The organism is Paenibacillus wuxiensis (genome assembly GCF_040195695.1).
GTDB lineage: Bacteria > Bacillota > Bacilli > Paenibacillales > Paenibacillaceae > Paenibacillus_B > Paenibacillus_B suaedae.
This window is the reverse complement of the sequence record NZ_JBEFZI010000010.1, coordinates 185,563-205,614: the sequence shown is the minus strand read 5'-3', so window position 1 is coordinate 205,614 and position 20,052 is coordinate 185,563. Positions and strand designations below refer to the sequence as shown.

The following is a 20,052-nucleotide window of genomic DNA, read 5'->3' as shown; positions in this document are numbered from 1 at the left end:
ACATACACGAGGGATTAGCGGGGATAAACGGCTGAAATACGTGGGTGAATAACCGCCAGAGCCATGTTGGCACTGACGGTTACCCATAATCACGAATCGTTATTTGCGAAGTGTTCTTGAGCTATCCAATTACGATCCACGACACGAATCCTTCCGGTTGTGGACCGATGCGTATACGGATAATTTCAATGACGACATGATCCGCGAACTGCGACTTCAGAACTGCATAACAAGAAGAATGGTTGGTCATTGCGACAAATACATAGTTTTCATGCGGATAAGCTTCTTCGAATTGTATCGTTAACTCAATCTTCTCATCTAGTTCACGGAAAGCGAAAGACGACATCCCGAATTGCTGCAGTGCAGAGGTTCTCGCCGATGTAGTACGAATAGACGAGAACGTACAATGTTCTGGCGTTATTGCCCCAAGGCTCACATGCTCCGAGCCTATCGCTCCTTGGCTCACGTGCTCCGCTGTTATTGCCCCTTGACTCACATGCTCCGAGCTTATCGCTCCTTGACTCACGTGCTCTGAGCTTATTGCCCCGTGGCTCACGTGCTCCGATGTTATCGCCCCATGGCTCACATGCTCAGAACTTATTGCTCCTTGGCTGATATGCTCCGCTGTTATCGCCCCGTGGCTCACATGCTCCGAGCCTATCGCTCCTTGGCTCACGTGCTCCGCAGCTATTGCCCCTTGACTCACATGCTCCGAGCTTATCGCTCCTTGGCTCACGTGCTCCGCAGTTATCGCTCCTTGGCTCACGTGCTCCGCTGTTATTGCCCCTTGACTCACATGCTCCGAGCTTATCGCTCCTTGGCTCACGTGCTCCGCTGTTATTGCCCCTTGACTCACATGCTCCGAGCTTATCGCTCCTTGGCTCACATGCTCCGCTGTTATTGCCCCTTGACTCACATGCTCCGCTGTTATTGCCCCTTGACTCACATGCTCCGAGCTTATCGCTCCTTGGCTCACGTGCTCCGAGCTTATTGCCCCTTGACTCACATGCTCCGCTGTTATTGCCCCTTGACTCACATGCTCCGAGCTTATTGCCCCTTGACTCACATGCTCCGAGCTTATTGCCCCGTGGCTCACGTGCTCCGCTGTTATGGCCCCGTGGCTCACGTGCTCTGAGCTTATCGCTCCTTGGCTTACGTGCTCCGCTGTTATTGCCCCTTGACTCACATGCTCCGCTGTTATGGCTCCTTGGCTCACGTGCTCCGAGCTTATTGCCCCTTGACTCACATGCTCCGCTGTTATGGCTCCTTGGCTCACGTGCTCCGAGCTTATTGCTCTGTGGCTTACGTGCTCCGAGCTTATTGCCCCGTGGCTCACATGCTCCGCTGTTATGGCTCCTTGGCTCACGTGCTCCGAGCTTATTGCCCCTTGACTCACATGCTCCGCTGTTATGGCTCCTTGGCTCACGTGCTCCGAGCTTATTGCCCCTTGACTCACATGCTCCGAGCTTATTGCTCCTTGGCTCACGTGCTCCGAGCTTATTGCCCCTTGACTCACATGCTCCGCTGTTATTGCCCCTTGACTCACATGCTCCGAGCTTATTGCCCCTTGACTCACATGCTCCGAGCTTATTGCCCCTTGACTCACATGCTCCGAGCTTATTGCTCCTTGGCTCACATGCTCCGCTGTTATTGCCCCTTGACTCACATGCTCTGCTGTTATTGCCCCTTGACTCACATGCTCCGAGCTTATCGCTCCTTGGCTAATGTGCTGAGCTTGGATACACTCCGGCTGCACATGAATCGATTCTACACTCTCCGGGGCAAGATGATGCCCATGCACAGCATTTGCTGCGATATGCTCCTCATCAATCGAGCCGCTGGCCATATGCTGGCTGTTTATTTCTCCTGCCGCCAGATGAGATCCATGGATAGCTGCTACTGATATATGTTTTGCATGGATAGCGTTGGGCCCTATATGGTCTTTCGTTACAGCAAATGGTTCAAGTTGAGACGATCCAATGATTATGGGCTCTGCTGGTGGGGGATTGACGAGATTATTCAACATCGTAAACAATTCATCATCGAGATGTTCAATACGAACTGCCCCAGATGCCAAGTGTTCGTCCGCAACAGCCTGTGGCTGAATATGTGTCCCTTCCACTGACCCTGGAGCCAGCTTGGAGGCCGTTACTGACTGTTCTGCAAGCTGATAGGTGTCAATCGCCTGCGCTTCTACATGCTTGCCTGATACCAATCCGGGAGCAAGATGCTCCGCATCAACAGCTTGATAGGCAATTGCTTCCGAGCTTACTGCACCTTTTGTCAAATGGATGGATTCTACACTGCCCGCTGCTAATTTCTCAGAAGTAACACTCTTATTCGCAAGCTTGCTGGATGTAACCGACATATCACTTAACTTGTCGCTGGATACACTCTCTGGGGACAACTTGAGGGATGTAACCACATGATCAGCCAAGTGATGGGAGTATATGGAGGATGAACCTATGTGTCTGTCTCGTACAGCATGCGGAGCAATCTTCTCACTCGTTACCGCTTCTTGCTTCAGCATAGCCGCATCAATCGATTGAGCTCGGATATGTTCGTCGCTAATTGCTCCAGGTGAAATATGTTCATCCTTGATGGAGTACAGTTCTATTTCCTTGGCCCCTACTGCACCCGCACTGATGTGACGGGAAGTTACGCTATCGTCAGCCAATATCTCAGCCGTCACACTTTGATTCGTCAGCTTTTGACGAGTAACCGCCTCATCAGCGAGCTGCAAAGAGGTAACGCTGTGTACACCCAACTTGCTTGTTGTCACTGCCTCATCTACGAGATGCGCTGTGTTAACAGCATTCGCGTCTAAATGTCGCCCTTGTACTGCGCCTGAAGTAATCGTACGCTTATCAATTGCCCCGTCCTGCACATGCCGATTTGCAATGCTATCTTGCTCAATATGCTCCCCGCCGATCGCCTCTTCCTGAATATGAAGACCGACTATGGCAAGTGGTGCGATCTGCTGCGTACTTATTGCATGCTTGACAACATGACGAGACTGAATCATGGAATCTGCAATTTTTTGCGAAGTAATACTCTGATCGGCGATTTTGGAGGAAGTGACGGCTTGATCTATCAACTTCGCTGTTGCGACTGATTGATCCGCTAATTTATCTGTCGTTACAGCCTGTTCGTGCAAATGCCAGCTATGAATTTCTCCTTCGCGCACATGCTTCTGATGGACCGCTTCCTTCTGCAAATGGGCAGATTGAACTGTTTCTGCTGCAAGATGGATCGAATGAATTGATTGAGGCTGTAGATGATAGCTGCTAATCATATTCGGGGTAAGATGTGAGCCTTCAATTTGGTTGGAACCAATATGCCGACTCTCAACAGCACGTTCAGCGATGATACGACTCACAATAATTTCATCAGCTAAATGGTCGCTAACAATGCTAGAGGGGGCTATTTTATCGCTCGTTACAGCATGATTCCGCAGCTTCGAATTCGTGACTACATCATCACTAAGCTTGGATGTGTCCACAGCGCCATTGGCCAAGTTTTCCGTATGGATCGCACCGCTGCGTATCTTTTCAGAGGTTATGGATTGGTCTTGAATCAATTCATTCGAGATGATTAGTTCGCTCAAATGCTTCGTATGAATAGAGCCTTCCGCTAATTTATCAGAATCGATCGTCTTATCAGCCAGCTTCTCGGAGGTTATACTGCCGTCCTTAATTTTGCCTCCTGTAATAGAACGATCTCGAATTTTACTGCCTGAAATCGCATTGCGAATGAGGTGCTCACCCATAATCGAATCAGGAGCGATCTTCCCGCCAGTGATCGCTTCATCTGCAATTTTAATCGATGTGACAGAATGATCCTTTAGCGCATCAGAATCAATGCTCTCACGTTTAATCTTGGATCCGCTTATCGAATACGCAGCCAGTTTCTCATTGGTAACAGCCTCATCCACGATATCATCGGTATATACAATCGCTTTTGGCCGGAAAATGCTTCTCTTCTCGAAAAGCCGTTTTTCCTTCTCTGCCTGCACAGCTATTACTGCATCAACGTCTACCTTCTGCTCTGTTTGCTCAAGCGCATTGTTTTCAAGCATATGGAGTGCGTCCATAGAGGAAGCATCAACTGAGGAAGCTTCAACCTCTACATCTTGGGACACCGTTCCTCTAATAGGCTTTGATGGATTTTTAGTCTTCTTCTTTTCTGTGCGGGTTGCTTTCGAAAGCTTGCTATCTGCTTGCTTCGATGAAGGTGCGTTTACGCCAGTGAGTGTGGAAGCTTCGACTTCCGAATCTTGAGTGGACTGCGCCTTCTGCTCGCTATGCTCAATGTCTGGGGATATAGTGAATGGAGGTACAGGCGTTGGTATGTTCTCTTCTCTACTTACATGGGCATCCAAAGATGGTGTCTTCGACTTCGAAGAACCTTCACCTGCTGTGGGCTGCTTCATGGCAACATTGCCTCTCTTTGCCTGCTGAAGAGCCAGCTTTGCTTGTTTCATCAGATGGTTCATTTCTTCCTGTGCTGTCGCAAACGCATTGATGTTAGCTTTCTTGGACTGTGCAACACTATCGGGCTTAGATTTAGATAGTTGATCCAAATTGGTCTCAGATTTCGATAATTGATCCAAACTAGGCTTAGATTTCGATAATCGATCCAACATTTTCAGTTCCGACCTATTCGGATTATCTACATAATAGGAAGGCCTCTTTCCTTTCGGGGACAAGCTCCCTTTTTTCTTTTTCACGCTGCACTCTCTCCTTTCCGATGGGCTTCTACCTACACCTAATCCATCATATGCACCCAGTGCTCTCCCCGACACTCGCCTATACGTATGAATCTATTGCTCTGCAGGAGCTCCTATTCCGTTAGCCCACCGCTCGGCTGTTTTGTCCCATGTAAAATGATTCTGTACATGTTCCACAGCCGCTTCCCCCATTCTCTTTCTTCGTTCATCATCATCCAATAACCGGTTTAGTTCATTCGCAAGCCGTATGCTTAGCCGAAACGGCCGCACGAGCACGCCTGTAATCCCGTCTGCAACAACCTCTTGAATGCCTCCGACACGTGTTGCAAGTACAGGAACTCCAGAAGCCATCGCTTCCACATTGACTAAACCGAATGCCTCCTTCTCGACCGAAGGCATGACTACAACATCCGCTAGCAAATACCAATCCGGTATTTGTTCATGGGATACATAAGGGACGAATCTAACGTGCTTCGGATACACTCTGCCCAAACGCTCAAGCTTACGCACATAGACGGTTCTCCGTGCAGATCCATAAAACGCGCTGCCGACGATGACAAATAGCGCCTTAGGCTGCCTCGCAATGACACGCGGAATGGCCTTCAATAAATGATGAACTCCCTTTAAGGGAATAAGACGCCCGACATATAGAATGATTTTGCGATCCGCCCAACCTAGCATGTCCTTGCCTGCTTCAGAACGCTGCATTCCTTCTTCCGTCCATTTAGAGCGGAATCGCTCTTGGTCAACTCCTAATGTATTCACTACGATTCGCGAAGCACAACTTGGACAGACTGCTGCAACTTTGCGATATAAATAGCGGCTGTTGACGAAAATCCGATCTGCCGCTCGAAGTGATGACCTTAATAATTTCAGGGGAATATGCTTGCGGCTCATGAAGGTGACGGAGTGAAGATTCAATATGATTTGGGCATTGGGAAAGGAACGCTTGATAGGGAGAACAAATCGGGGACGGTTCTCAATTTGAATCGTATCAGGCATGAACTGAGCCATGCTGCGAATAACCCCCTGCACGTACATCCGTGCATGGTTCGCTCGAATTCGAACACAAGGAACACCCCGAACCGTGTCTATCTCTTCCTGGCCGCTCCACAGTCTTGCATAAATTCGTGCATCTATTCGCTGAGCAGCCTTGCTTACCACATGCTCCACGACTCGCTCAACGGAACTGCTCGATCCAGAAGGAATCGGGAATGTTCCTGGCGTAATGACAGCCACCTTCTGAAGATGCATTTCGTTCCTCCTCATCTGCTTAGCCAAGCATCAAATTTAGTCATTATGCCTTCATCCACTCGTCCATACCGCCAATACTGGACATACATACGATGCATTATCGCCGATGGCTATTTGTATATCGCATTTTTGCCCCTAAGGAGGTATGACCATGTCCGATAATCGAATCGGCATTTTGTTCAATGCTCCCTTGCTGCGTGGACTCATCCGTGGCAAGACGAAGCACGAAGCTATCCTGTTCTATGAAGAAGCTGCGCGTCAGAACGGAATCATCCCTTGCTTCTTCCGAATTGAAGATGTAAATACCCGTCGAATGGAAGTAGCCGCGTATGTAAAAGGGCCGACTGGCTATGTTCGCCGACGCATGCCTATTCCACGAGTCATTCATAACCGAGCGATTTATTTGCGTCCCACTTCACGCGCGCGTATCCGCACTCTGGTTCAAGCGAATATTATCTTATTCAACGAGGTCAATCGATACGGCAAAATGAGCATTCACAACGTACTCAAGGCAGATCATATGATCGCCCCACATTTGCCCGACACAACCCTCGCAACTCGTTCTTCTATCGCCAGACTCATGGAACGCTATGACGCGATTGTACTGAAGCCTAATAACAGCAGCATAGGACGAGGGCTCACCAAAATTGAGCGAACAAGCAAAGGGTGGAGAACGACCTACATGCTGCGAACGTCAACAGGGGGCCGTAAGTGGAGAACCGTCGAGATGCCTGAGGGGAAATTGCCCGCATCCGTGAAGTCCCAAATGCTGAAGAAGGCCTTTTTGGTTCAACAGCTCTTGCCGCTCGTTTGCTATAAGGGTAGACCCTTCGATCTGCGTGTATCCGTACAACGAGACGGAACCGGAGAATGGAAAATCACAGGAATCGTGGGCAAGGTTGCACCATCGCATACATTCGTCACGAACGTAGCTCAAGGCGGAACAGTCTATCCATTTGAACTGCTGGCAGCTTCTGCACTGCCTTATATTCCGCTTGATATCCTTCGCCAACGAATCAGCCGCTTCTCCTTAGATGTCGCTTCACGGCTATCACACACCCTGCCCCATCTTGCAGACTTAGGACTAGATATCGGGATCTCTCCTGATGGAATTCCTTTATTTATCGAATGCAATGGACGAGATCAACGTTACAGTTTTCGTGAGGCTAATTTACTTGAATGTTGGAGAGCAACCTATGTGAATCCCATTGCCTATGGCGCATCTCTGCTTCGTCAAGCAAGTCAATAACCCTCTTTATTCTTAGCGTTGTGTAGGATCATATTGAAAATGATGGCGTTCTGTGTCAAGATAGTCCACAGGAAACATGCTTCTTATTCTGTTTCTTGAGGCTGAAAAATACAGGACGCCCTTCATTCAGGTGTCTTATAAACCAGGTGATTAATTAACAATGAAAAAAAGATTTTTACGGCTACTAACTGAATTATCCTCACGCAAGTGGGTATCTCGCATCGCAGGCCGCTTCGCCAACTCCGGATTAAGCCGCCGATTTATTCCAACCTTTGCGAAGACGTACAATATCCGTGTTGAGGAAGCTGAGAAGCCTATGGATCAATACGGGACTTTGAATGAATTCTTCACTCGCAAGCTTAAGCCAGATATGCGTCCTATTTCTGCTGCAGAAGACCAGCTTGCTAGCCCTGTAGATGCAGTGATTACAGGTATGGGGCCAATTCAGGAAGGCAGTATATTTAATGTGAAGGGGCAGGATTATACTCTCGATGAGATGCTGAACCACTCTCCTCATCGACAAAAATATAGTCATGGCTATTGCTTCGTGCTGTATTTAAGTCCTTCCGATTATCATCGTATTCACGCCCCCGTTACGGGGACCACTGTGGAGAGCGAACATGTGCCTGGGCGTGTCTATCCAGTAAATGATTTTGGTCTGCATCATATGCCGCGTGTACTTAGCCGCAACGAACGACTTATCACGTACATACGACATGGACAAGGTGAAGTAGCGGTTGTGAAAGTTGGGGCACTCAATGTGAGCAGCATCCGTTATTCGGATGATAAAGTGAAGTCCAGCTACGAGAAGGGGCAGGATCTTGCCTATTTTGAATTCGGATCAACCGTTGTGCTGCTGACAGAAACGAATACATTCGAGCCCCTGGAGGGATTAGCGCTCGGCGCCAAGGTTAGAATGGGAGATTGCTTGGGGACGTTCCATGCGAAGACTGAACGCGTACAGAAGACACAGAGCTAACCCTACTTGCGTTCAATAGCATCTTACTGAAAAGGGGCTTTTCCATAGGCCATGAACCATGGCAATTGGAAAAGCCCCTTTTTCTGTGCTCATTTTCTCAGGCACCGACTACTAAAGAAAAGCGCTATAACTTTCTTTAAGTAGTTAACACTGCTCTTTTTAAAATGCTCTTTTTCTGAAATTCCACAATATAACCGTCCAGCTCTTGACTAAGTCGAACGACAGTAGCATCTGTCAGATTCCGGCCATCCGCTACAGCACTGATCATGTTCAATCGTGTCTGCTCCAATTGTCTCAGCAAGGCCTCATCCGTTTCCGTTAATCTAGTGAACATGGATATCCCCTTTTTGAAATAATCGATAGCTTCTTTCTGTCTATTTATTCCGCTCATAACTTTCCCTTTGTTAATGTAATAGTTTGCAAGTTCATTGATTTTCATAGGATTGGAGAAGTCTTCTTCCAGATAGTCTGATTCACCTTGGAGCAAATGTTGTGCTGCATCTATATCTCGTTGTTGAAGATAGATATGAAGTAGTGAGTTTACAATATTTAATTTGTAAGTCGATGACTCCATACACAGCTGCAAATGGTAGATAGCTGATTCCGTTTCTCCCCGTTGCTCATGAAGCTGGGCCTGCATAAAAGTTACATGATCCTTCAGGAACGGGAAGCGTGTCAATCGAATACGATTGAGGTACTTCTCTGCCAATTCAAATTGAGATTTATAATAGTAAGAAGAACTAATCAGTAAAATGGAGTAAGCTTTATAGGTGCTCTCTGTCTTATCACAGGCCAGCAGTAGTTTACCGAATTCAATACTGTCATTATACTTGCGCAGTGTATAAGCGTGAACACTTAACTTGTAATATAGAATAACACGATCTTCGCAGGTCAGATTTTCAGCATAGGCAAGTACCTGCTTCCCCGAATGATAGGTCTCCTCCATTTTACTGAAATCATCCCGTTCCACTAAATACCGATAGAACAATCCTTTTGCAACATATGTCTGCCAGCCTTGCCTTTGGGCATATATGATTGCATCATCCATTAATTCTAGCCGAGACTCTAAGCTGCCTGATCCTTGCTGTACGATGCTTAATATCTTCCCAAAACGCACTTTAGAATTCTCGTCCTGAGAGGCCATTAGATGAACCATTACTTCTCTAGCCAGTGAGATATCGTCTTCAGACGACACGAGTTGTTGCAGCAGACAGAACCATATCTCCGATTGAATCTTTGTAGCGGCAAGAGCAGTTACGACTTCATGAGCAGGTATATGTAAAATAGAGAAAATAGATTGCAGGATCGCATAATCACGTGGAGCTCCGCCATATTCCAGGAACAAAATTCTCTTTTTAGTTACGCCAGTCCTGTTCGCAAGTTCCTGCTGGGATATATTCCATTCATGTCGATATGAGCGAATCAACTCTCCCAAGTTCTGATTTATCGTCTTTGCATCCCCCATGCATGTATCCTCCATTACACTTGCTATGCATCGTGAATCTCAAACTTGACACAACAAGGGTTAATCGCGCTTATTTTTCTTATTAATCTCTTAATAGAGAACTTTTCAATATCCCCTTTTTCTGTATTTCAACGATATAGATATCAAGCTCTTGACTGAGCTGCACAACAGAGGCGTCTGTTAAGTTCTGTCCTGTTTTGGCCGCATTGATCATACTCAACCGTGTGAGCTCCATCTTTCGTAACAAAGCTTCATCAGCTTCGGTCAGTTCAACAAACATGCTTACACTTTGGATGTAACAATCAATGGCTTCACTGTTTTTCCCCCATCGATGCATCCATTTCCCTTTATTGATGAAATAATAGGCGTGTCCTTTTATAGAGATTGGGTTAGTGTATTTTAAATTGAGGTATTCATGCTCACGTTGAAGTAATTGAATGGCAGAAGAACTATCGTTTTTGAAGTAGTATACTTCTAGAAGTGAATTTACAATATTCATTTTATAAGAGCATGTATTCAAACATTGGAGCAATAATGAGATTGCTATTTCCGTATTTCCTTTTCTTTCGTGCAGTTTTGCGGTCAAAAAATCAACATTCTCTTGCACAAAGGGATAGTCCATATTACTAAAAATCTTTAAATATTTCTCACTTTCTTCACATTGATCTAGATAATAATAAGAAGAACAAATAAGTAATGTGGAATACCCTCTATACACACTTCTATCTTTATCTTCAATTATGGATTTTTTGCAATATGTAATGGTGTCGTTAAACCAGCGCAAATTATAGGCATGAACGCCTAACTTATAATAGAAAACCACTCGATCATCACAAGGGAGAAGCTCGACGTAGTGAAGCACAGACTGTCCGGATTTGAACGTTTCCTCCATCCTACCGAAATCGTCCCGTTCCACTAAATACCGATAAAACAATCCTTTTGCAACCAAGCTCTGTAAATCTCGTAATCTAGCATAGGAAATCACATTGTCCAGTAACTCAATCCGCAGCTCTATGCTGCCTTTCCATTGTTGAACCATTTGATATAGCCTCAGCAGCAAATCTTCACAGTCCTCATCACAGCAAGCCAATACGTGTACAACAATGTCTTCGCATAAACGCCTATCCTGACTAGGCAAGGATGCCTCTAATAGCGACAGCCATAATTCTGTACTAACTTCTTCTGTCACAAGATAAGCCACTATTTCGGCCATCGGGATATGCAGCACTGCAAGAAGTGACTTCAGCACTGCATGTTCTAATGGAATTTCCCCTTTTTCAATTGCGATAACACTGTCATGGTCTATACCTGCTTCTTTTGCAAAATCCTGCTGGGTCTTATTCTCCCTATTCCGGTAACATCGTATTAGTTCCCCTAGTTTCTCATACTCCATAACGGAACGCATGTATGTTTCCTCCGCCTACAGGATATCAGTCATACATTGGCCACTAGCTCTTATCCAGCAATATCAATTTCCAAGATCGCCTTTTTCAGCAGTCTTTTCTTTTGGATTTCAACCAAATACTCATCGAGCCTCTGACTAAGTTCAATGACCTCTACGTCAGTGAAAGTTTTGCCCTCTTCGAGTGCTTCCTGCAACTGTTCACGAGCTTTTTCGATTTCGTCCAGCAGTATTTCATCAGATAAACTGATTTCATTAGTTGGGATATCAAAGTAAAACCTCATCTTGTTAGCCTCCCTTTTAATGAGATTCTATATTATAGTGATTGTTTCTATTATCCGACAATTATGTATCATTGTCATTATATAACATTCTGCTTGTTTCACTATGTTTCTCTAAAATAAGATATATTCGACGCTGTTCAACATTTGTTGCGATGCATAGTAGACGACAAAAAAAGGACGCTAGAGTTAGCGTCCTTAATTAATTGCTACCAAGCTATTTCTGCATCCTTTCCTCCCGAGAACATATAAAACTGATCACTCTGGTAAACGGCCTCATTACTGTATGATTGAACATTCTTTCGAACATCATTTTTCGCTTGGTACCCATTTGTAAGTGTAGGCATTAGAAGAAGTGAGGCCACAACAAATGGTACGAATAACTTAATTAATTTTTGTTTCAATGATTTTTCCTCCTTATTTTTTTAAGTCAGCAAATAAAATATTTACTTGTTTCATCAGGTCAAGATCGTTACTAAAAGATCCAATTAGACAAAAAATATGTTCCAAGCACTCGTAAATTTTTTTATGTTCGCTCAATTCCACAAACATAGTAGCACTTGTAATAAAATTCTGAATTGCTTCTCTTACATCACCTGTATCACACAAATATTTTCCTTTATTCAAAAAATAATGTGCACGTCCAGAAACAATAATCGGACTTTCAGAGTGTTGAACTAAATACTCTGATTCACGTTTAATCAGTTCAGTTGCTGAATCAATATCATTATGCAAACGATATATTTCTAACAGCGAGTTCACAGCATTTAATCTATAGGATGGAAGTTCTAAGCAATCCTTAAATTGTTGAATTGCCAAGCGAATATTCCCTTTTTTCTCATTCAATCTAGCAGTCATATAGTCTACATTTTTCTGCACGAAAGGAAAGCTGAACAAACTAAATGTTCTCAAATATTTTTCCGCCATATCATATTGCTCAAGTTCAAAATATGACGAACAAATCGCTAAAGTAGAGTATGCGCTAAAACTACTTTCCACATCTTCTTGAACGACTGCATTTTTACATAACTCTATACATTCATTGTACAGGCCCAAATTAAACGCATGAACGCCAAGCTTGTAATATAAAGTGGCTTTCTCCTCACGAGATAGAAATTCGACATAATGGAGCACATACTGTCCGGATTGATAAGTTGCCTCCATCTTCGAAAAATCGTCCCGCTCAATTAAATACTTATGTAAAGTTCCTCTCGCAACGAAGCGTTGAATTCCATGACTTCGTGCATAGGTAATAACGATGTTCAGTAATGAGAGCTTCAGCTCATTATCGTTCGATATTTCCTGAACTATTTGAAAAAGCTTGCCTAGCAGAACTTCGCTCTCTTCATTGCGGGATGCTAATAGATAGGAAGCGATTTCAGCTGACAAGGAGTAATCCCCACTCGATGTTGAATTATGCAATAATCCGAACCAAGTGTCTGAACGATGGTCAGTCAAGGACAAAGCATCAATCACTTCGCGCAAGGGCACGTTCAGAACGGAAATAATGGGTTGTATGGTCGCGTAATCAGGCCGTTTAATGTCCCCATTCTCAATCTTGGAGATGCTACCTCGGTTAATTCTTGTCAACTCCGCCAGCTTCGCCTGCGTCATTGACCGTTCATACCGATAACGTTGAATTAATTCTCCTAATGTCGAATAAACAGCACTGATGGAACCCACTCCATCACCTCCTTATTATGGAATTAATTGTCTTAATTCTATCATTATATATATCTCTTGTAAATCCCTCACATTCCAACAAAATGAATATTTATTCGACTCGCACTTTCTACTATTAAAAGTAAACTAGTGAACACCTTTTGTCGATAACCTCGTGCTGAATTTATCGTTCCTTAACAATTCTAATCATTATGTAGGCAGATAAGGTTGTCGTTTTAGAGCAAAACCATATCTAACAAAAAAGCTGCCCGGACAATAGTGCCCAGAGCAGCTTGTATGATCCTTTTATCGAATTTCGGACGGGCTCCGTCCTGTATATTGCTTAAACTGGCGGCTGAAGAAGAAAATATCCCTGTATCCTAATGCATCCGCCACTTCCGTCACATTCATTCCAGCATGATGCAGCAGATGCTCCGCTCGTTCAATTCGGGAACGAATAATATACGTCTGCACAGACATCCCGATCAGTTCCTTGAACTTCACTGAGAAATAACGCGGGGACAACTGCGCTCGCTTCGCCAAATGCTGAATACGATGATTGGCACCCGGATTTTGCCTGATATAATTCGCAATTTCATGGATGGATTCCGCAAGCTGATGACTCGTCTTCCGTTCATCCGGCTCTTCCTTGTCTGCGCGCAGCAGATGAATCATCAACTGCTTCAGTACAAGCTGAGCTTCAATCTCTGCACCATACGTATCCCGCAAAAACAAGCGCACATATCTGGCAAGCAAATGTTCGAAGTCAACCGTTTCGTGCAGTTCTCGATAGGACATGGGAATGTCCGACAATGATGCATCCACATCAAAATGAATATAAGTTAATGTCAGCGGCTTTTGCGGATTATGTGTTGCGGATGTGTGATCCCCCGGACGGAATAAGAAGCAGCTGCCTTTGCGAATCTCATAGACTTCGCCATTCAGCGTCAGCTCCCCCTCCCCACTCCATACATAGAACAGGTCATAGTTCGGCATTGGCTTCTCTCGCTTCTGCCATTTCCAGTTCGGTTCACATGTAATCTTCGCGCAAGCCGGCTTCAGAATGTACTGCGTCGGCGATGCTTGTAACACGGTAGTGCCCCCTTCTTTCTCTCTAACATGGTCTCTTCTCCATCATAATTAAGTCAATTTCATGTAGGATTGCTCGAAAAATTTGCACTATTTCACTATAGTACCATCACTTTTGCAAAATTTGAACCTCATTCTTTACTCATCAAATATTAGGCGTATCGTTTTTGTATGCCGCTTATAGGTAATGATAACCAATTCATCGTGACGAATGAAGAGCCATAATGCTATAATGAAGAAAGTATTTCAAGGGCGTATTCCATGCATGCATGGAATGGGCCCTCTTACAATGATGGTGGAAGGATGGACGCCATGAATCAACTGGCTCAACAATTGAACGAAACAATTCAACAGCACAATCCCAACATTTATGCCATGCTCTCCCGGCTCGCGCAGCAAATCTACTTCCCGAAGGAAGGCATACTGAGCCAATCAGCAGAAGCCAAAAGCAAGGCCAAGGCATTCAATGCCACAATTGGCATCGCTACGGAAGGCAATACCCCAATGCACCTCAGCGTCATTCAGGATACGTTGTCTGCCTATGACCCTGCTGATATCTATCCCTATGCACCGCCAGCAGGCAAGCCTGAACTGCGCAAAGCATGGAAAGAAAAAATGCTTACGGAGAACCCATCGCTTAGCAATGTAACAATCAGCAATCCGATTGTGACGAATGCATTGACGCATGGACTCAGCATCGTTGCGGATCTGTTCGCGGACGAGGGCGATGTTGTGGTGCTTCCAGAGAAGAACTGGGAGAACTACGAGCTCACGTTCGGCATTCGCCGCAATGCAGAGATGGTCTACTATCCGTTATATAATGACAATTGGAAATTCAATAGTGCAGGACTTCGCGATGCCTTGCTTGCCAATAAGGACAAGGGTAAGGCAATCGTTGTCTTGAACTTCCCGAATAACCCAACTGGCTATACACCTGGAAGAGAAGAAGGCGAGCAGATCGCTGCGGCCTTGCTTGAAGCAGCAGAAGCAGGCATGCGTCTCGTCGTGGTAACAGATGATGCTTACTTCGGTCTCTTCTTCGAAGACTCCATGCATGAATCCTTATTTGGCAAATTGGCTTCCATTCATCCTAACATCCTGCCAATTAAGGTCGATGGAGCTACGAAGGAAGAGTATGTATGGGGATTCCGCGTAGGTTTCATCACGTACGCAGCTGAGTCCGAAGCACTGCTCGCTGCCTTGGAGCAGAAGACAATCGGAATCATTCGGGCTACCATATCCAGTGGCCCTCATCCTTCGCAGACGTTCGTGCTCCATGCGCTGAACTCTCCAGAGTACGGAGCGCAGAAGCAAGCCAAGTTCAATCTGATGAAGGCGCGTGCGAACAAAGTGAAGGAGCTGCTTGACAGCGGCAAGTACGGAGATGTGCTAAGCTATTATCCATTCAACTCCGGATATTTCATGTGCTTGAAGCTTCAAAATGTACATGCCGAAACCTTGCGCACACACTTGCTCGAGCAGTATGGTGTCGGCACAATTGCTCTTGGCGATACCGATCTGCGTGTTGCGTTCTCCTGTATTGAGGAGAACCAATTAGAGCAATTATTTGATACAATCTATCAAGGGATTCTTGATCTGACGAAATAGCACCCTGTGCTTGTTCGTGCAATTCAGCAGCCCTATTATCGTGCAACGAACAATTGTCGCCTAAGGAGTAGAACACTGCTCCTTAGGCGGCTCTTTTTATTTCAGATCCGATCTCTGTGCTATCTTGAATCTTTCCTCCAACATTATGCAGCTATACGATATCCCCCTCCCCTAACACAAGTTTGTATGTTACAATTTCCCAATATTAATAATTCTTATAGAAAAGGGGGATATCCTTGCGTTTTATCGAATCACCGCCATTCGCGACCGCAGGCATGACCACGGCTGAACTGCTCTTCTGCGGGAGAGCCGATATTCAGGACGATGCTACATTATCTGAACGCTGGCTGCTGATTTCCCAAGATGAAATCTTCATATGCACCTCTTCCGGAAAATTAGAAAAACGCATTTTTGTAAGCGTTGTCAAAAGGTGCCGAACGAATGATGCGATAGGCAGCTCGCAGCTCATCGCAGATACTGAGCACGGTTCGATCGTACTGGTTCGATACACATCGATGGAAAATGTGAAGTTCGCGTTCGCTTGCCGACTGATCCAAGCAATCATTCAGGGAGATGAGCTGCCGCTTCCATCCGTGGATGACATGCCGCGGCGGTGCTCCAAATGTGGGGCACGACTCGTTAACCAGAACGAAAGCTGCCTACGCTGCACCGATAAGGGCAAGGCATTCAGGAGAGTGCTGGACTACGCGAAGCCTTTTAAGAAATGGATGTCGGTTGCCTCATTGCTCGTCATCGCCACAACGTTAATTGAACTTATCCCTCCTTACCTCACGAAAATTATCGTCGATGATGTCCTGCAGACGACACATCCCGCCGCATCCCTGCTCGCACTCGTACTGATGCTTGGTCTTGTTCAGCTCACACTTTCTGTCATGACGACCGTTCGCGGCTATATCAGCGTACATACCGGCAGTAAGCTTATGCATAATATCCGTGAGGATGTATATGGTTCTCTGATGAAGCTGTCGCTCGGATTTTTTGATCGCCGCCAAACTTCACAGTTCATTGGGCGAGTCAACCATGATGCCGACGCACTCAGTCAATTTTTGAACGATGGCGTCGTATGGGTTACCAGCCAGATTCTGCTCATCATCTCCATTTTCACCATGATGGCTTCACTCAATTGGCAGCTTACTTTGCTAGCACTCGTCCCAGCTCCCATTGTCATCTTCTTCTCTTTTGTCATCTGGCCATTCATTCATCAGCGCTGGTACATCCACTGGAGAGCGCTTAATCGCATCAACACGATTGTAGGCGATACACTCCAAGGCATTCGCGTCGTAAAAGCATTCGGACAAGAGAGCACAGAAAGAAGTCGTTACCATGAGGCAAATGAAGTGTTAATGAAGCAGTCCATTCGTGTAGACGGACTTTGGGCGGGTGTATTCCCCTTGTTCTCCCTTGTGACACAATCTGGTTTGCTGCTCGTCTGGTTCGTTGGGGGTCAATCCGTACTTGGTCAACATATGACACTTGGAACGCTTATGGCGTTCATTGGTTACTTGAGTATGTTCTTTGGCCCATTGAAATGGTTCAGTCAAGCCGTAAACTGGACCAGCCGGGCGTTTGCTGCCGCAGGCCGCATATTTGAAATTATCGATATGAAGCCAGAGGTACCGGATTGCGATCAAGCAATGCGGCTCCCCTCTGTACGCGGAGCCGTACAATTCGAGAATATTAGCTATGGTTACGAGAAGCATCGTCCCGTATTGAAGGAGCTTACGCTTGCTGTACAGCCTGGGGAAATGATCGGTATCGTTGGTCATTCAGGAGCAGGGAAGTCCACGCTCATTCATCTGCTCTGCCGTTTCTATGATCCTGACAGCGGCCTCATTCGCATCGACGGGATCGATATTAGAGACATGAAACAGGAGAGCTTGCGTCAGCATATTGGAGTCGTTCTTCAGGAAACCTTTCTATTCGATGGTTCTGTAGCCCAGAACATTGCTTATGCGAAGCCTGACGCATCTCCGGAGGAGATTATGCGTGCCGCCAAGATAGCGAATGCACATGACTTCATCATCCGAATGCCCGATGGTTATGATACTCGGGTCGGCGAACGCGGAGCACGATTATCTGGCGGTGAGAAGCAGCGGATTGCCATTGCACGCGCAATTCTCCATGATCCGGCAATCCTGATTCTCGACGAAGCTACCGCTTCTGTCGATACCGCCACAGAGCGCCAGATTCAAGAAGCGATGATGAGACTCATTCGTGGGCGCACGACCTTTGCTATTGCTCATCGGCTGTCTACGCTCCGCCACGCCACTCGTATTATTGTCCTGGATCAAGGCAGGCTCGTGGAAGTCGGTTCCCACGATCAGCTTCTCTCGCAGAATGGAGTATACGCGAAGCTTGTGCAGGCTCAACAGGAAATGTCTGAAATGAAAGGGGAGTATCTCTTTGCCTGATGTACATGTCCAAGAACCGCTCCATCAAGCCGAGCTGGAAGAACATATCCGCAACCAGTCAGCGAACAACACTAACGATCATGAGCAGTCCGCCACTTCCATAAGCGCATTTGCGGAAGATATCCGCTATTTTCCTCCCGCCGTATCCTTTCGCCACAGTGAAGGAGGCCTGCTGGAGCTTAGGGATGGAGATACGGTAACAACGGAAGTATCAATTTATCGGGCATTTCCATTCTCTCACGCCTTATGCTACTTATCTGTACGAGATCGTGATGGCAAGGAAATTGGCATTGTACGCGACTTGCAGCAGCTGGATTCCAGCAGTCAAGACGCTATTCAGCTTGAGCTGAAGCGTCGGTATTTCATTCCTAGAGTGGAGAGTATCGTGAGCATACATGAGAAGAACAATGTGTGGAAATGGGAGGTTATCACTGATAGAGGAACAATGAGGCTCGAGCTGGAAACTTTGCATGAGCACGTCCAGCCTTCACCAGAAGGGGGAATGATTCTGCTCGACAGCTTCGGACGACGCTGTATCGTGCCTCCGATCTCTGAACTAGACACAGGAAGCAAGCGATGTCTGAACCGGTTGTTCTAAATTCAAATAAAGCCAGTGCCGGCAGCTTCCACACCGTCACTGGCTTTTCCACCGTTCGAGCTATATTATGAACGATCATCTAGAAATGATCGTTTTCATTCGTCGGCTTCCCTCCCCGACTCATCCAAACGAAATCAACTTCTTCCCAGTCCATATCGATTTCCGGTAAGACGAACTGCCCGCCCAATCCACCAAGCCTTCCAGATTGTGACGTATTCTCCCAAGTGCTAACCGCATGCTCTATTCGGATCCCGACAATCGGGTAACTACGTGTGGCGTGAACACCAAGAATTTGCTCGGCAGCCAGACGGACGCAGCCGACATGCTGCTTCCAGCTCCCCGCTTCATACGGCAGCAGCACCGTTAATTGAATATCATACCCTTGATTCGCCAAGCGCTGCTCAGCCCGGAACAAGGCTTCTGCCTGCATATCGATCCATTCCACAACTGCGCTCGACAGCATGCATTTGTCCCCGTTTCCGGAATGAAGCCACTGCTTCCATTGCTTAAGCTTCAACCACTGCTGATGCAGACGGTGCCGTTCCACTGATAGATCGGAATCGGCCGCAAAGCGCTGAACTACTCCCATTCGCAACTCCAAATCAGCTATACTCGGCAACAGCTGTATAATTGGGGCATCGAGTAAACGCACATATCCATGTATAGCAGCATGTCGATGAAGGACAGCCAACATATGTTCATATTCGGCCGTCATCAGCGGAAGCAGCTTCTGAAGCGCTGAATCACGTTCTCCCGCCGTTCCAGCAAGCAGCATCTCACGAATGAGACGAACACGTTCCGACTTCATTAATAAGCTATGACTTGGCGCCAGCAGCAACTTGTGATACCCTGCTTCTGCAGCAGCCTGCACTTCTGCAGAACTGCCGCACTGCGCAACATGCAGGCCATTTGATTGAGGCGAATAAGGGACGAAGTTCTTGTATTCCGTCTCCCGCCATAATGTGCCCACATGATGAATATGCTGCTGATGCATTTCGATAATCTGTATGCCAGCCGTACTGTTGGAATGGCCATGACGCTGGACAGCCGTCTTATCCCACTGCTCCGCCTGATTCGAACTAAGCTTCAATGTACAGTACCTCTCTCTCCATCACTGCTGCTTGCTCTCTACAATCACGCTTATTGCACTCCACATAGTACACCATGACTTTTTCCGTATCTTGCTCGGCAATTATCCGATCGCACCTCTTGCATATGATTGCCCCAAGCAATAGCTGACGACGTTCTTGCTCCATCGGACATTCACCTCTCCCTTCATCTGCATGACGGGCATCCCCTGCCGA

Annotated in this window: 15 protein-coding genes; 5 read left to right on the top strand and 10 right to left on the bottom strand. The window is 46.3% G+C overall.

Annotation, left to right across the window (positions count from 1 at the left end):
- Positions 1-121 precede the first annotated feature (121 nt).
- Positions 122-4,729 carry a WIAG-tail domain gene (locus ABN764_RS23215; RefSeq protein ID WP_446673239.1) on the bottom strand — a complete coding sequence of 1,536 codons (4,608 nt, stop codon included), beginning with the start codon at positions 4,727-4,729 and terminating at the stop codon, positions 122-124.
- Positions 4,730-4,822: 93 nt separating this feature from the next.
- Positions 4,823-5,983, bottom strand: a complete 1,161-nt coding sequence (locus tag ABN764_RS23210; RefSeq protein WP_446673238.1) for a glycosyltransferase family 4 protein — start codon at positions 5,981-5,983, stop codon at positions 4,823-4,825.
- Between the two features lie 151 nt (positions 5,984-6,134).
- Here ABN764_RS23210 and ABN764_RS23205 point away from each other — a divergent pair, with 151 nt between their 5' ends.
- Together ABN764_RS23205 and asd are read left to right on the top strand one after the other, a co-directional pair.
- Positions 6,135-7,232, top strand: coding sequence for a YheC/YheD family endospore coat-associated protein (locus ABN764_RS23205; protein ID WP_446673237.1), 1,098 nt, complete (start codon positions 6,135-6,137; stop codon positions 7,230-7,232).
- 160 nt (positions 7,233-7,392) lie between these two features.
- Positions 7,393-8,211 (top strand): archaetidylserine decarboxylase, encoded by an 819-nt coding sequence (asd, locus tag ABN764_RS23200; protein ID WP_021252702.1) that lies wholly within the window; start codon positions 7,393-7,395, stop codon positions 8,209-8,211.
- A gap of 136 nt (positions 8,212-8,347) precedes the next feature.
- On the opposite strand, the gene ABN764_RS23195 is transcribed toward asd, so the two are convergent.
- The 6 genes from ABN764_RS23195 to ABN764_RS23170 form a co-directional block, all read right to left on the bottom strand.
- On the bottom strand, positions 8,348-9,676 hold the full coding sequence (locus tag ABN764_RS23195) for a Spo0E family sporulation regulatory protein-aspartic acid phosphatase (RefSeq protein ID WP_446673236.1): 1,329 nt from the start codon (positions 9,674-9,676) through the stop codon (positions 8,348-8,350).
- Positions 9,677-9,758: 82 nt separating this feature from the next.
- Complete coding sequence (locus ABN764_RS23190) at positions 9,759-11,081, bottom strand: Spo0E family sporulation regulatory protein-aspartic acid phosphatase (protein WP_446673235.1); 1,323 nt, start codon at positions 11,079-11,081, stop codon at positions 9,759-9,761.
- Between the two features lie 50 nt (positions 11,082-11,131).
- Positions 11,132-11,362, bottom strand: coding sequence for an aspartyl-phosphate phosphatase Spo0E family protein (locus ABN764_RS23185; RefSeq protein WP_021252699.1), 231 nt, complete (start codon positions 11,360-11,362; stop codon positions 11,132-11,134).
- Between the two features lie 206 nt (positions 11,363-11,568).
- The gene (locus tag ABN764_RS23180) at positions 11,569-11,763 is read right to left on the bottom strand and encodes a hypothetical protein (RefSeq protein WP_044354291.1); all 195 of its coding nucleotides are present in this window, start codon (positions 11,761-11,763) and stop codon (positions 11,569-11,571) included.
- Between the two features lie 13 nt (positions 11,764-11,776).
- Positions 11,777-13,042, bottom strand: coding sequence for a helix-turn-helix domain-containing protein (locus ABN764_RS23175; protein ID WP_446673234.1), 1,266 nt, complete (start codon positions 13,040-13,042; stop codon positions 11,777-11,779).
- Between the two features lie 285 nt (positions 13,043-13,327).
- Entirely contained in the window at positions 13,328-14,113 is a 786-nt protein-coding gene (locus ABN764_RS23170; RefSeq protein WP_028533760.1) for a helix-turn-helix domain-containing protein, read from the bottom strand.
- 309 nt (positions 14,114-14,422) lie between these two features.
- Here ABN764_RS23170 and ABN764_RS23165 point away from each other — a divergent pair, with 309 nt between their 5' ends.
- The 3 genes from ABN764_RS23165 to ABN764_RS23155 all read left to right on the top strand — a co-directional run bounded on the left by ABN764_RS23165 (position 14,423) and on the right by ABN764_RS23155 (position 18,748).
- Positions 14,423-15,718, top strand: a complete 1,296-nt coding sequence (locus tag ABN764_RS23165; protein WP_021252696.1) for an aminotransferase class I/II-fold pyridoxal phosphate-dependent enzyme — start codon at positions 14,423-14,425, stop codon at positions 15,716-15,718.
- A 236-nt stretch (positions 15,719-15,954) separates the two neighbouring features.
- On the top strand, positions 15,955-18,150 hold the full coding sequence (locus tag ABN764_RS23160; RefSeq protein ID WP_446673233.1) for an ABC transporter ATP-binding protein: 2,196 nt from the start codon (positions 15,955-15,957) through the stop codon (positions 18,148-18,150).
- Complete coding sequence (locus ABN764_RS23155) at positions 18,143-18,748, top strand: DUF1854 domain-containing protein (protein ID WP_446673232.1); 606 nt, start codon at positions 18,143-18,145, stop codon at positions 18,746-18,748. Before ABN764_RS23160 ends, ABN764_RS23155 begins: the two co-directional genes overlap by 8 nt.
- 79 nt (positions 18,749-18,827) lie before the next feature.
- Here the strand turns inward: ABN764_RS23155 and ABN764_RS23150 are convergent, their stop codons facing one another.
- Together ABN764_RS23150 and ABN764_RS23145 are read right to left on the bottom strand one after the other, a co-directional pair.
- Complete coding sequence (locus ABN764_RS23150; protein WP_446673231.1) at positions 18,828-19,838, bottom strand: hypothetical protein; 1,011 nt, start codon at positions 19,836-19,838, stop codon at positions 18,828-18,830.
- Positions 19,828-20,004 (bottom strand): GapA-binding peptide SR1P, encoded by a 177-nt coding sequence (locus ABN764_RS23145; protein ID WP_446673230.1) that lies wholly within the window; start codon positions 20,002-20,004, stop codon positions 19,828-19,830. Before ABN764_RS23145 ends, ABN764_RS23150 begins: the two co-directional genes overlap by 11 nt.
- Between the last annotated feature and the right edge of the window lie 48 nt (positions 20,005-20,052).